Annotated in this window: 10 protein-coding genes; 7 read left to right on the top strand and 3 right to left on the bottom strand. The window is 68.6% G+C overall.

Going from position 1 to position 13,654, the window contains the following annotated elements; translation table 11 throughout:
* The first annotated feature begins 35 nt into the window (after nucleotides 1–35).
* The 3 genes from ON30_RS04820 to ON30_RS04810 all read left to right on the top strand — a co-directional run bounded on the left by ON30_RS04820 (nucleotide 36) and on the right by ON30_RS04810 (nucleotide 2,684).
* Nucleotides 36–1,607 (top strand): serine/threonine-protein kinase, encoded by a 1,572-nt coding sequence (locus ON30_RS04820; protein WP_040704477.1) that lies wholly within the window; start codon nucleotides 36–38, stop codon nucleotides 1,605–1,607.
* 416 nt (nucleotides 1,608–2,023) lie between these two features.
* Entirely contained in the window at nucleotides 2,024–2,353 is a 330-nt protein-coding gene (locus tag ON30_RS04815; RefSeq protein ID WP_040704475.1) for a WXG100 family type VII secretion target, read from the top strand.
* A 40-nt stretch (nucleotides 2,354–2,393) separates the two neighbouring features.
* On the top strand, nucleotides 2,394–2,684 hold the full coding sequence (locus ON30_RS04810; RefSeq protein WP_040704474.1) for a WXG100 family type VII secretion target: 291 nt from the start codon (nucleotides 2,394–2,396) through the stop codon (nucleotides 2,682–2,684).
* A gap of 275 nt (nucleotides 2,685–2,959) precedes the next feature.
* On the opposite strand, the gene ON30_RS04805 is transcribed toward ON30_RS04810, so the two are convergent.
* On the bottom strand, nucleotides 2,960–3,391 hold the full coding sequence (locus tag ON30_RS04805) for a nitroreductase family deazaflavin-dependent oxidoreductase (protein ID WP_040704473.1): 432 nt from the start codon (nucleotides 3,389–3,391) through the stop codon (nucleotides 2,960–2,962).
* Nucleotides 3,392–3,544: 153 nt separating this feature from the next.
* On the opposite strand from ON30_RS04805, the gene ON30_RS04800 reads away from it, so the two are divergent.
* Entirely contained in the window at nucleotides 3,545–4,156 is a 612-nt protein-coding gene (locus ON30_RS04800; RefSeq protein ID WP_040704472.1) for a TetR/AcrR family transcriptional regulator, read from the top strand.
* 43 nt (nucleotides 4,157–4,199) lie between these two features.
* Entirely contained in the window at nucleotides 4,200–5,015 is an 816-nt protein-coding gene (locus tag ON30_RS04795) for an acyl-CoA thioesterase (RefSeq protein ID WP_040704470.1), read from the top strand.
* 62 nt (nucleotides 5,016–5,077) lie between these two features.
* Here the strand turns inward: ON30_RS04795 and ON30_RS38800 are convergent, their stop codons facing one another.
* Together ON30_RS38800 and ON30_RS04785 are read right to left on the bottom strand one after the other, a co-directional pair.
* On the bottom strand, nucleotides 5,078–6,511 hold the full coding sequence (locus tag ON30_RS38800) for a type VII secretion-associated protein (protein WP_040704468.1): 1,434 nt from the start codon (nucleotides 6,509–6,511) through the stop codon (nucleotides 5,078–5,080).
* On the bottom strand, nucleotides 6,511–10,560 hold the full coding sequence (locus ON30_RS04785) for a type VII secretion protein EccC (protein WP_040704466.1): 4,050 nt from the start codon (nucleotides 10,558–10,560) through the stop codon (nucleotides 6,511–6,513). Before ON30_RS04785 ends, ON30_RS38800 begins: the two co-directional genes overlap by 1 nt.
* A gap of 173 nt (nucleotides 10,561–10,733) precedes the next feature.
* On the opposite strand from ON30_RS04785, the gene eccD reads away from it, so the two are divergent.
* Together eccD and mycP are read left to right on the top strand one after the other, a co-directional pair.
* Nucleotides 10,734–12,200 carry a type VII secretion integral membrane protein EccD gene (gene eccD, locus ON30_RS04780; RefSeq protein ID WP_040704465.1) on the top strand — a complete coding sequence of 489 codons (1,467 nt, stop codon included), beginning with the start codon at nucleotides 10,734–10,736 and terminating at the stop codon, nucleotides 12,198–12,200.
* Complete coding sequence (gene mycP / locus ON30_RS04775; RefSeq protein ID WP_063719821.1) at nucleotides 12,197–13,609, top strand: type VII secretion-associated serine protease mycosin; 1,413 nt, start codon at nucleotides 12,197–12,199, stop codon at nucleotides 13,607–13,609. The genes eccD and mycP overlap by 4 nt, the downstream gene beginning before the upstream one ends.
* Nucleotides 13,610–13,654 lie beyond the last annotated feature (45 nt).

Raw genomic sequence — 13,654 nt, 5'->3', positions numbered from 1 at the left:
ACGAGCGGCGCGACCATCGCCCGAGGAGGAACCGAATGACGTTGCGACCCGGCGCTGTGGTCGGCGGCTACCGGGTGCTGGAGGTGCTCGGCAGCGGCGGGATGGGCACGGTCTACCTCGCGCAGAATCCGATCCTGCCGCGCCGCGACGCGCTGAAGGTGCTCAGCGCCGACCTGTCCACCGACGACGAGTTCCGCGCCCGCTTCGAGCGCGAGGCCAATCTCGCCGCCGCCCTTGACCACCCGAACCTGGTCGCGGTCTACAACCGCGGCGAGGAGGACGGCCAACTGTGGATCGCCATGCAGTACGTCGAGGGCACCGACGCCGCCGAGGAGGTGGCCAAGGGGCCCGCGGTGATGACGCCCGAGCGCGCGCTGCGGATCGTCGGCGAGGTCGGCAAGGGCCTGGACTACGCGCATCGGCGCGGCCTGCTGCACCGCGACGTCAAACCGGCCAACTTCCTGCTGTCGTCGGCCGATGCCGACGACGAGGAGCGGGTGCTGCTGACCGACTTCGGCGTGGCCAAGGCCGCCGAGGACGGCCAGGACCTCACGGCGACAGGCAATTTCATGGCCACGGTGGCCTACGCCCCGCCGGAACAGCTCATGGGCGCCCGCCTGGATCACCGCGCCGACATCTACAGTCTCGGCTGCGCGTTCTTCAAACTGTTGACCGGACGCAATCCGTATCCGTCGACCGTGCCCGCCGTGGTCATGATGGGCCACTTGAACGAACCGCCGCCCCGCCCGACCGAGGTCCGTCCGGACCTGCCGCACGCGCTGGACGCGGTGATCGCCAAAGCGATGGCCAAGGATCCCGCGCTGCGCTATTCGACCTGCCGTGAATTCGCGCAGGCCGCGCACAACGCGCTCTACGGTGCGCCGCAACAGTTCCGGGCGCCGACCGATCCGCCGCGCCCCTACGCCGCGCACGTCACCGACCCGCGCACCGCGATCACCGGTCCCGGTGTGCCGCAACCGCACCCCCTGCCGACGAGCGGCTACCCCGACGGTGTCACCGATCAGCACCTCGTGTCGACCGTGCGCCACGGTCGACAGCGCGGGCGGTCGGCGAAAGTGCTCGGCGGCATTCTCGCCGTCGTCGTCGCCCTCGCGGTCGCGACGGGCGTCTATTTCCTGACTTCCGGTGACGGCGATTCCGGAACCGGTGGCGGCGACAGCCTCGCATCGGTGCGCAATTCCCATCCGGAATTCGACGGAAAAACCGTGACGGCGCTGAATTACGGCAACGGCACACTGTCCGCGGTTCTCCAACCGAGTCCGCAGGCGGAGTTCCTCCAAGGCATCGGATTCCGTTACGACACCTCCTACAAGGCGGTCGGCGACGAGAAATCCCCGCGTTCGCTGTCGGTGCGGATGAGCTCGATCGATATCGATTCCGACATCGTGATCGTGCTGCGCACCGACAAGGACGCCGGCAACGGCGGATACCGTGGCCTGCCCACCGGCATCTCCAACGGCACCGCCCGAATCGTGGTGGTCGACGATCTGGCGACCGTGCAGGCATTCCAGGTGTGGACCGATCAATCGACGTCGCTGTTGATCGAGAAGATGGTTCCGGTCATCGCCAAAGCCGTTCAAAAGTAGCGAATATCGGGTGAATCGCGCGGCGCCGCGGGCGAACCGCGCCGGCTTCGCGCGCCGCCGCCTTACACTTTGTAGGCCAGTAGCGCTGGTTCTCACCTTTGGGTAGGGTGATGCCCAGCCAGCCCACTCGCCGGTTCAGGTGGTAGCAAGCAGGGGGAAGGAGGGGAGCGATAGCGCTGGCGGCGACCGATGTCAGACGGCACCGTGGTCGAGACCGTTCGGGGGGAACGTATCCAGACCCTCCCGTCCTCGGTGTTGCCGGTCGACTACGCGCACGCTTCTAGCCGCGACGGATGACCAGCGAAATTCCTCTCGGAAACCGGATGGAACCGAAGCGGCACAGCGAGCGTCCAACCATATGAACAGGGTCAGCTCAGACTTCGGGCCTTGACCAACGAGCAGGAGGAGGTTCCGCCATGGCGGACAATTTGAAGGCCGATAGTACAGTCATCTCCCAGAAGGCCAAGGAGTTCCAGGAGCAGCACGACAGCCTGATGATCGCCATCAGGACGCTCAAGGCCGACGAGGACGCCGTCACCAACGGCGCCAACTGGCAGGGTCAGGCCCGGGATGCCTTCAACGCGTTCATGGAGCGCTACTACTTCCAGGCCGACAAGATGAACGACAAGCTGATGGAGACCGCCGAGAAGCTGGTCAAGATGAGCGGGTCGTTCCAGGACCAGGACGATTCCTTCTCCTCGAAGGTGCAAGCCCAGGTGTCCAGCCTCGACCTGCCGCCGGTCTAAATCCCCTGAACTTCTGTTCCTTTCGTAAGGAGTCTGAACCATGAGCAAGCCCATCTCCGCCAATTTCTCGGGTGTCGAAGCCGGAGCGCAGCAGATCATCAAGCGCGCCGAGGGCATCGGCCAGGAGCTCGAGGCCTTCCACAAGAAGGTCGAAGAGTACGTCGCCACCTACGGCGCCGGTGCCGCGAACGACGCGTTCAGCGAGTTGCAGCGCACCTGGCAGACCCACGTCCAGCAGCTCAACACCACCCTCACGGGTGCCGCGCAGCTGGTGAGCTCCGGCAACTCCGAGCTCCAGAACACCGACACCGCGCTCGCGGGTCTGTTCTGAGCATCTGAGACTTCGTGCCCCCGGCGTGATTCGCCGGGGGCACAAGTGTTTTCAGGGCAGCACTGTTCCTCCGGCGTGATTTGTCGGGGGCACAAGTGTTTTCAGGGCAGCACTGTTCCTCCGGCGTGATTTGTCGGGGGCACAAGTGTTTTCAGGGCAGCACTGTTCTCCGGCCGAGCGGCGGTGTCGGGTGGTGCACGCGACCTCTGCCGGGGTTCTCGACGCCGCCGATGGGGTGCCGGGCCGAGCCGCTCGCGTGTAGGCGGCAGGTTCGATCATCGGGACGGTGTGAGTTCGATGATGGGAATGGTTCGCTCGGTCTTGTTCTGGTGCAGGGTGTATCGGCCTTTGTTCACCGAGTCGAGTAGTTTCCACCGGCGCGCGTAGTCGGGGTCGGCGGGCAGAGTGATGCGGGCGTGAACCTCGAATTCGGTGGTACCGACCTGGATCCCGCTGTCGGGGCGGGCCCTGAGGTTGGCCAGCCAGTCCGGCGCTTTCGGTGCCCCGCCCGCGGAGGCGACGACGAGGTAATGCTCGCCATCGCGGGCGTAGGTGAGTGCGGTGGTGCGCGTTTTGCCGGACTTGCGGCCCACGGTGCGCAGCAACAGCGTCGGGTTGCCGAACAACAGTCGATGTCCCAGGCGACCGTCGGTGGTCTCGTAGATCTTCTGGTGGAGGTCGAGCATCAGGCGATACGGGTCGGGCATGACCGCTCCTTCGGATCGGGTGATCGGGGTGAGGTCGAGTTCGGGGCTCCTCGACAGTGGAGCGCCCGACGAGGGCGGGCGGTTCGCCCCACCCAATGTGGACATTGTCCACAAAGTGGTCAATGTCCACATGGGTGCTAGGCTGGGCCCACTATGGTTGGCGAACGTTCCTATCACCACGGTGACCTGCGCGCGCAATTGCTCGAACGCGCGGAACTCACTCTGCGCGAAGGCGGGGTCGAGCGGCTCTCGTTGCGCCGCGTCGCCCGGGAACTGGGCGTCACCCACAACGCGCCCAGTCGCCACTTCGCGGACAAGCAGGCGCTGCTGGACGCGCTGGCGCAGAACGGATTCCAGCGTCTGGGGGAGGTATTCCGCGTCGCCGCCGACCGGGTCCGGGACAAGCCCTTCGATGAACGGGTACAAGCCCTTGCACGGGCCTATCTCGACTTCGCTCTCGAACACTCCGCGCTTTTGACGTTGATGTTCGCGCGTAAGCACAGTCCCAGCGGCGGCGCGGAGATGGCCGCGGCGGTCACCAGCGCGTTCGCGGTCCCGGTCGCGTTGACCACCGACGGGCAGAAGCGAGGGGAGGTGGTCGACGGCGACCCCATCCGAATCGGATGGACCGTCGCCATCGCGATGCAGGGCCTGGCCAGTTTCGCCACGGCGGGGTTGATCACCGACGACAACCTCGACGACCTCGTCACCGAGACCGTCACCCGCTTGACCTACGGCCTGACCCCGCAGGGTCCGGCCTCATGAGTCCACGCCCCGCATCGCCCACGGATCAGCAGAGGATCACCCCTTGACCAGGACCACCACAGCGCACCCCTTCGACAGCGCCCTCGCTCTGACGCCGACGGGAGTCGGCGAGTTCCGGGGGCGCACCACCGCGGCCTACGCCAACATGGTCGGGCCGTTCGGCGGTGTCACGGCGGCCACGCTGCTGCGCGCGGTCCACCTGGACTCCCGCCATATCGGCGATCCGATCTCGCTGACCGTCAACTACGCGGGCCCCATCGCCGAGGGGCCCTTTGTCGTGTCGACGCAGCCGGTGCGCACCAATCGCAGCACCCAGCACTGGACGATCACCATGGCTCAGCAGGACGAGGTCGTCACCACCGCCACCGCGGTCTTCGGTACCCGCCGCGCCACGTGGAGCGACACCGAGATCGTCGCACCCGCGGTGGCGCCCGCGCACGACCTGCCGCGAGCCGACATGGCCGGCCTGATCGCCTGGGTCGGCAATTACGACCTGCGATTCGTCGAAGGCGGCATCGCTCCCGTCGAGGATGCTCCGACCACCTCCGCGACCACCGTCTGGGTGCGCGACGATCCCGGCCGCGCCCTCGACCATCCAGCCCTCGCGGCGATGAGCGATGTGTTCTTCCCCCGCGTCATGCTGCGCCTGCAACGGATGGTCCCGGCAGGCACGGTCTCGATGACCATCTATTTTCACGCGACCGATGAACTGCTTGCCGCGCAGTCGGATCGACATGTCCTGGCCGTGGCGCGCGCCCAGCATTTCGGCAACGGTTTCTTCGACCAGTCCGCCCAGCTGTGGTCCGATACCGGCGAACTACTCGTCACTACACACCAGTTGGTCTACTACAAAGCATGAACGACCTTCGGCTACCGGGGTGGCGTACGTGCCCCGCGAATACCGTTGGGGCGTAACCCGACTCAAGGCAGCACGTGGACCGAGGCCGCGAAGGCGTCGCATGTGGTGGCGAAGCTCTCCCACGCGTCACCAACGTACTGACATCCGATGCTCACCTGGGTTCCGTGCTCCACCAGCACATGCCAATTGACGGTCGACCCGCCCTCGGGACGTTCCAGGTAGGCCAGCATGGACCGGCCGCCGAAGACCACATCGCGGCGCAGATCGCTCATACTCGGCTTCTGCCGCATCTGGTTCTCCAGGTCCGCGGCGATCTGCTCGTATCCCGCCTTCGCGGCCACCGGGGTCTGGATGAGGGTGAGCCGCAGGCGCGCACCGTCGCTGGGCGCGAGATCCACCCGGGTGTCCCCTGCCGCCGGATTCTTCTTCCATCCCTCGGGGATCTGGAAACGGAGGTGCCCGAAGGTCTCCGGCGCGGGGCCGGGCGGACCGTCCGGCGGCCCCGAGGCCGGGCTCGGTCCGAGCGCCGCCGAGGTGGTCGTGGGCGCCGCGGTGACCGATTCGTCGTCGGAGCCGCCGAGCGCCACCACCGCGCCCACCACGAGGGCGATGACGACAGCGGCGGCGACCACACCGCCGAGGATGTAGGCCGAGCGCCGTTCGCGCGGATCCTGCTGCGCCGCGGCGCGTTCCCGCAACGGCTGCAACCATTCGTTGGCGGGCGGCGCGGGTGCGGGCGCGTAGTCGGGTTCGGGCTGGGCGGGCCGGACCAGATCGACCCCGGACACCGGCCGCACCTCCGTCTCCGGGCCGCACAGGGCGCGCACCTGCTCGCGCAGGCGCGCCACCCGCGCCGGATCGGTGACGCCGAGGACCAGCACGGTGTCGACCGGCCGACCCGCCGTCACCGCGCCGAGCAGGTCTGTCAGCGCTTCGTCGGCGCGCGGGTCGACGCCCAGGTCGGCGATCGCCAGATCCGGTTCGAATTCGCAGGTTTCCAGTGCCAGGCCGTGCGGACCGGGCGCGACCGAACTGGCCGTGGTGTGCAACGCGCCGCATTCGACCACGACCGCGCGGCGACCGCGCGCGGCCTCGGCGTCGGCCGCCACCGCGCGCACCGCGATGTACTCGAACACCACCTCGTTCGCCAGTCCGCGCAACGCCTCGAACAGCGCCGACCGGCGGTAGGAGCCCCATTCGGTCGGGCACACCACCGTCACGGTGGCGGCGGGGACCGGCACGCCCAGATTGCCGAAGACGGCGTTCGCCACCGCGTGCAGCGATTCGACCACGGTGGGCACCCGGGGCAGCAGCGCGATCCGCTCGGCGGGCACGTACTGCACGGCGGAGGCGACCTGGGTGGGCGGCGTCAGCGACTCCCCCACCACCAGCGATCCGTCGCCGCCGAGAACGACCGACGGCGCGACATCCCAGTGGGTCGCCGGACCGACCGCCCACACGCGGGAATCGGTGACGACCAGTTCGACGGTGGACATCACTCCGCCGGGGGCATCCAGGCGAGCTGGACGAGTTCCTGGGCGTTGCGGGTGATGAAATTGCCGCGCCCCGGGGGCAGCGGACTCGGTCGCACGGTGCCCATGATGACGCCCTCGTCCCTGTTGCAGCTCATGATCAGGCCCGCCGAGCCGAGATCCTTCATGCGGGCCAGCGTCGCCTCGTACATGGCGCGGGCCGCGCCGCCGGAACGCCGCGCGATGATCAGGTGGAAGCCGAGATCGCGCGCGTGCGGCAGATGTTCGACCAGGGCCGAGGTGGGGTTGCCCATCGACGTGGCGACCAGGTCGTAGTCGTCGACGATGACGTACAGTTCCGGGCCGCTCCACCAGGACCGGTCCCGCAGTTGCTGCGGCGTCACGTCGGGGCCGGGCGTGCGCTTGCTCACGTAGGCGGCCAGGTCGGCCATGTTCTGGGTGAACTGCGGCGCGGTGGAACCGTAGCCGGCGAGGTAGCCGTCGGGGACGAGGCCGAGCATGGTGCGCCGGTAATCGCCGAGGATGAACCGCGCTTCGTTCGGCGTGTTCGTCGCGGCGATGCCCTCGATGAGCGAACGCAGCAGCGTGGTCTTCCCGGATTCGGTGTCGCCCAGGATGATGAAGTGCGGACTCTCGTTGAAGTCGATGTAGACCGGCGCGAGTTCGGATTCGTTGATGCCGATCGGAATACGCATCCGCGCGGGCCGGACCGCCACATCGATCTGGCTGGGCCAGTGTCCGGCCATCTGGAGCAACTGGTCGCGGCCGAGCAGTTCGGGCAGCATGCGCGCCGCGGGGGCGGCGCGGCCCGGGGTGAGGCGCGCGATCGTGGCCACCGCGTCGGCGACGGCCTGACCGAGGTTGGTCGGATCGGAACTGCCGTCGATGCGCGGCAGGCCGGTCAGCATGTGCAGGCAGTCCGGTGTCATACCGCGGCCGGGACGCCCCTGCGGGACGAGCGCGGCGAATTTGCGGCCGAGGTCGGAGTCCATCGGGTCGCCGAGGCGCAGTTCGATGCGGGTGCCGATCTGGTCCTTGAGCGCGGGCCGGGCCTCGGCCCAGCGGTTGAGCGCGATGACCACGTGCACGCCGTAGGACAGACCCTGCACCGCGAGGTTCATGATCTGCTGTTCCAGCGGCTCGAAATCCTGGCGGATCGAACTGAATCCGTCGATCACCAGGAAGACGTCGCCGAACGGGTCCTCGTGCGCGCCCGCCGCGCCGGGGCTGCTCGCCGGGTCCACCGAGCGCAGCCTGCGGAACTCCGGCATGGATTCGATGCCCAGGGCGCGGAAGCGGGCTTCGCGCTGCCGCACGATGGTGGTCATCTCGGCGACGGTGCGCCGGACCTTGTCCTCGTCCAAACGGCTGGCGACCGAACCCACGTGCGGCAGACCCTGCAAACTCGTCAGCGTGCCGCCGCCGAAATCCAGGCAGTAGAACTGCACCTGTTCGGCGGTGTGGGTCATCGCCATCGCCATGATCATGGTGCGCAACGCGGTGGACTTGCCCGACTGCGGGCCGCCGACCACCGCGACGTTGCCGCGCGAGCCGGACAGGTCGACCACCAGCGGGTCGCGGCGCTGGTCGTAGGGGCGGTCCACGATGCCGATGGGGGCGCGCAGCGAGGCCAGCGGCGAGTATTCGCCGGTGAGGATCGAGCGCGGGATGAGGGTGTCGAGCGTGGGCGCCTCGTCCAGCGGCGGCAGCCAGATCTCGTGCGCCGGACGGCCGTAGCCGCGGATGCGCGAGACCAGCATGTTCAGGTTGGAGATCTGCTCGCCGTCCTCGGAGCGGTGGTCCTCGGGTTCGTGGCTGGGCTCGGGCGGCAGCGGAATGCGGTCGACGGCGCGGAAATCGACGTGGTGTGCGGTGAACGGCCGGGCCTTGACGTCGATCTCGCCGCCCGCGACGCCCGCGCTGGTGACATCGCGCTGCGAGCCGCCGCCGACGTAGGGGCCCGAGACGTAGGACGCCTGGAACCGCTGGATCTCCCCGGAATCGGACTTGAGGTAGCCGCCGCCGGGGATGCCGGGCAGGTTGTAGGCGTCGGGGACGCCGAGCACCTGACGGGATTCGTTGGCGGAGAAGGTCTTCAGGCCGATCCGGTAGGACAGGTGGCTCTCCAGGCCCTTGAGCTTGCCTTCTTCCAGGCGCTGGGAGGCCAGCAGCAGGTGCACGTGCAGCGAGCGGCCCAGGCGGCCGATCATCACGAACAGCTCCGCGAAATCCGGGTGCTGGGTGAGCAGTTCGGAGAATTCGTCGAGCACCACGAACAGCGCGGGCAGCGGATCGAGGTCGGCGCCCGCGGCGCGCGCCTTCTCGTATTCGGAGACGTTGGCGAAGTTGCCCGCTTGGCGCAGCACCTCCTGGCGGCGGTTCATCTCGCCGGCCAACGCGTCGCGCATACGGTCGACGAGGTCGGCCTCCTCCTCGAGGTTGGTGATGACGGCGGCCACATGCGGGACGCCGTCGAGGCCCAGGAAGGTCGCACCGCCCTTGAAGTCGACCAGGACGAGGTTGAGCTGATCCGGTGAATGCGTGGCCAGCAGGCTCAGCACCAGCGTGCGCAGGAATTCCGACTTGCCCGAACCGGTCGCGCCGATGCACAGGCCGTGCGGGCCCATACCGCTCTCGGCGGCTTCCTTGATGTCCAGTTCCACTGGCAGGCCGTCCGCGCCGACGCCGAAGGGCACGCGCAACCGTTCGCGGCCGTAGCGGGGACGCCAGGCGTGTTCGGGGTTGAACGTGCCGATGTCGCCGAGGCTCATCAGCTGCGACCACGTCGAGATGACGTCGCTGTCCTCGGTTTCCACGTCACTGCTGCGCTGGGTGGCGGCGCGGTAGGGCGCGAGTCTGCGGGCCACCTGCTGGGCCTGCTGACTGCTGATCCGGTCGATCAGCGCGAAACGCTCCTGGTTGCCGGTGGCGCCGCGGCCGATGCACTCGCCGTTCTCCACGACCATCTTGATGCCGCGCGAAACCGCCAGGCGCGGTGCGTAACCGCACAGGTCGATGATGGTGACGCCCTCGTAGCCGGATTCGCGCAGTTGATCGTCCTCGGCCTCGAGCAGGCCGCCGTCGACCACGATCACGATGTGCACCAGGTTCGCGTTGGCGGGTTGATTGCGCGAGTACCGGACGCGGTTGGCCAGCAGCGAGTGCAGGCTGGCCATCGCCTCGCGGATCGAACCGTAGAACATGCGCTGGGAGCCGATGCCGTCCTGCGCGTCCGGATGCTGGGTGTGCGGAAGCCATTTGGTCCACTCCCACTCCCGCGCGGTGTCGGGGCCCGCCACGACGGCGACCAGGACTTGGTCGGGGGCTTGGAACATGCTCAGCTGCAACAACATCGCGCGCGTCATGTCGCGGGCCTGGCCGCGGTCGCCGTCGAGGGCGATGGTGGCGAAACCCTTGACCGCGATGGCGGTCGGCAGATCCGGCACCGTGGAGTGCGCCCGCACGAAACGGCGCAGCGAGACCGCCGCGATCGGCTCCAGTTCCTCGACCGGGCCCGTCTCCGGGGCGACCAGGCGGGTGGCCAGACGCTGGCCGCCGATGCCGATGCGGGCGTGGCAGAAATCCTTGTCGCCCGCGCGGCGCTCCCACATCCGGCTGGTACCGGCCAACATCCAGATCAGCGCGGGTTCGGGATGACTCCACTCGACCGAGGCGCGCTGCTGATTCGCGGTGTCGTCGACGTCGCGACGTACTTGATCCAGATAGCGCAGATAGTCCTTGCGGTCCTCGTTCGCCTCCGCGGCCTTGGCCCCCTTGCCGCCGCCCTGCCCCGCGAACATGCCGACCATCGAGAAGACCATCATGAGCGGGAACATCATGCTCATCGGATTCGACGCGATACCGCCGCCCTGGGTGAACAGCAGCGCTACCATTCCCAGCATGCCGATCACCATGACGACCGGCATCATCTTCATGAGCAGGTTGCCCGGTGTGACGCGGGGGATCTCGGGGGGCGGCTGGAGGGTGACTTCACCGCCTGGGGTACGCGGCATCTCCCGACGGGCACGGCGCTGGAACCGGACAGTACTCATCGGTCGAGAAATCCCCCTTTTGCACGCTGCACTTCGGCCTCAGTGTAGAGGCCACGGCAGACATGTCGTACAGTTCGACCAGCATTCTGCTGTCAGGACGCCGGGGCGCGCAACCTCGCCCTTTCGGCGCGCGTCAGCGGAAACACGAGGTAGAAAGACCAGTTGGGGGAAGCTTGACGCACGCGCGCCTTGATCACATCGACGAAGACTCCTCCCGAGGGATAGTCCGCGCGCCGGATCTGGCGCGGGTCACGATCCTGGCCAAGCACACCCAGGTCGACATGGCCATTCCGGTCGACGTCCCGGTGGCCCTGGTCATCCCCTCCGTGGTCGACATGGTCGCCCAGCACAGCCGCGCCAACGACTTCGACAACGAAGGCGAGCGTTACGAGCCTGCCGAATGGGTGCTGGCCCGCATCGGCCATCCCCCGTTCTCCAATTCGCTGAGCCTCGGCGAACACGGTGTGCGCGACGGCGAACTGCTCATGTTGGAGAGCGCCTCGCACATCGCGCCGACGCCGCTGTTCGACGACATCATGTACAACGTCGCGATCGCCGACGCCGACCACTACCGCAGTTGGACACCGCGTACCGCGCGGATCACCGGGTCGGTGCTGGCCGCGATCACCATGCTGGTCGGCTGCGCGGGCCTGCTGCTGTCCCCCGGCGAGGTGCCGGGGTGGGTGGGCGGGTCGATCGCCATCGCGGTGGCCGTGCTGCTGGTGGTGGCGGGCATGGTGCTCAGCCGCATGTACGGCGACACCGCGACGGCGCTGGTGCTCGGCGGCTGCGCGTTGCCGCCCGCCTTCGCGGCCGGAATGCTGTTCGTCCCCGATGATTACGGGTGGGCGCACCTGCTGCTCGCCTCGGTCCTGCTGGGCGCGACGGCGGTGCTCGCCTGGCGCGTCACCGGTGTCGGTCTCGCGCTGTTCATCGGCGCGGGCACGGCGTCGATCTACGCCGTGCCCGCCGCGCTGGTCGGCCTGCTGAGCGAACAGCCCACCAAGGCCATCGGCGCGTTCGGCGCGGCGCTGGGCCTGGCGGGGCTCTCGCTGTCCCCGCGCATGTCGATGCTGCTGGCGAAACTGCCGCTGCCGCCGGTGCCCTCGCCCGGCACGCCGATCGACCCCACCGAGGACGATCCCGACGATCACCGCGCGCTGCCCACCATGGAGGCGCTGCGGGTGAAATCCGAACGCGCCAGGATGTATCTGGCCGGACTGGTCGCCGCGACCACGCTGGTCACCGTGGTCGGCGCGCTGGCCGCCGCCGATCCCGAAGCGCGCGACCCGTATTGGCCCGGCATCGCCCTGGCCCTGGTGTGCTCGGCGGTGCTGATGTTCCGCAGTCGCACCTACGCGGGCGCCGAACAGGCCGTGGTGCTCATCGCGGGCGGCGCGTCGATCGTGCTGTTGATGCTGGTCGGCGCGAGTCTCGAGATGGACATGCCGCTGGCGGTGTTCGGCGCGGCCATGCTGATCCTGGTCGCGGCGCTGATCCTGGGCATCATCATCCCGAACCAGTCGGCCACCCCGCCGATGCGCCGCGGCGTGGAACTGCTCGAATACGCCTTCGTCGCCGCGGTGCTGCCGCTGGTGTTCTGGGTGGCCTCGCTCTACTCCCTCGTTCGCGGGCTATGAGCGCGGGCGGCCGAAACCTGCGGGTCGTCGCCGTCGCGGTCACCGTCGGACTGAGCGCCGCCTTCGGCGTGGGCTCGGGCCCCGGTGTCGCACACGCGGATCGACCGCCCGCGGTGAATCCCGCGCTGCGCCCGGCCGGCGATCCGGCCGTGCCGCCGGACAAGACCGAACGCCCGGCGAACTCGAACTGCGCCGATATCGTCACCGGCGGTGCGGGTTCCACCATCCCGACCGCGCAGCGCTCCCTTGATCTGGATCGCGCCTGGCAGTTCTCCAAGGGCGAGGGCCAGGTGGTCGCGGTGATCGATACCGGCGTCGCCCGGCACCCGCGTCTGCCCGACCTGGACGCGGCCGGCGATTACGTCGCCGCGGGCGGCGACGGCACCGAGGACTGCGACGGTCACGGCACCTTCGTCGCCGGACTGATCGCCGCCACCCAGGTCGAAAACCAGGGCTTCGCCGGGGTCGCCCCGCTGGCCCGGATCATGACCATCCGCCAGACCAGCAAGATGTATCAGAAGGAAGGCGCGTCCCGGGACAAGGCGCCCGACGACCTGCCCGACGGCTACGGCAATCTCGCCACCATGGCCTCGGCCATCGTGCGGGCGGTCGACCGGGGCGCGACGGTGATCAACATCTCCGAGGTCTGGTGCGGCGCGGACAAGAACGTCGACGGACCCATCGGCGCGGCACTGGAATACGCGGTGGACCGCGATGTGGTGGTGGTCGTGGCCGCGGGCAACACCGACACCTGCAAGACCACCAACACCGTGATCGACCCGCTCGACCCGACCGCCGACCCGTGGAGCAAGGTCTCGATGAACGTGGTCCCGGCGCGCTGGGACGACTACGTCCTCGCGGTCGGCTCGATCGACGCCAACGGCGCGCCCTCGAAATTCACCGTCCCCGGCCCGTGGCTCAGCGTCGCCGCGCCCGGCGAGAACATGGTCTCGCTGGACCCGCGCGGTACCGGCACCGCCACCGGCGCGGTCAACCAGCGCGGCGAACAGGGCTCGATCTCGGGCACCAGTTTCGCGACGCCGATCGTGTCCGGGGTGGTCGCGCTGGTGCGGGCCCGGTTCCCGGAACTGACCGCGCGGCAGGTCATGCACCGCATCCAGGCCACCGCGCACGCGCCCGCCGAGGGCTGGAACAAGTACATCGGCTACGGCGCGGTCGACCCGATCGCGGCGCTCACCAACGAGGTCACCGGCGCACTGCCGCCGAAGACGCCCAATCCCGCGAAGAGTCAGCAACTCGCGGTGCCCGCGAAACCCGCGCCGCCGGACAACAGCGCCCGCGACGTGGCGTTGATCGGCACCGGGATCATCGGTACGGCCTTGCTGCTCGGCTACTTGGCCTCGTTCCCGATCCGCAGGCGTTTCGGCGTCACCGAAGACGGCAGCTGATCATCCGCCGTCCCGAGACGACGTCGACAACTACGCCTAGAGCGA

Origin of the sequence: Nocardia takedensis NBRC 100417, assembly GCF_000308695.1 — a bacterium.
GTDB lineage: Bacteria > Actinomycetota > Actinomycetes > Mycobacteriales > Mycobacteriaceae > Nocardia > Nocardia takedensis.
This window is presented reverse-complemented; position numbering and strand designations above follow the sequence as displayed.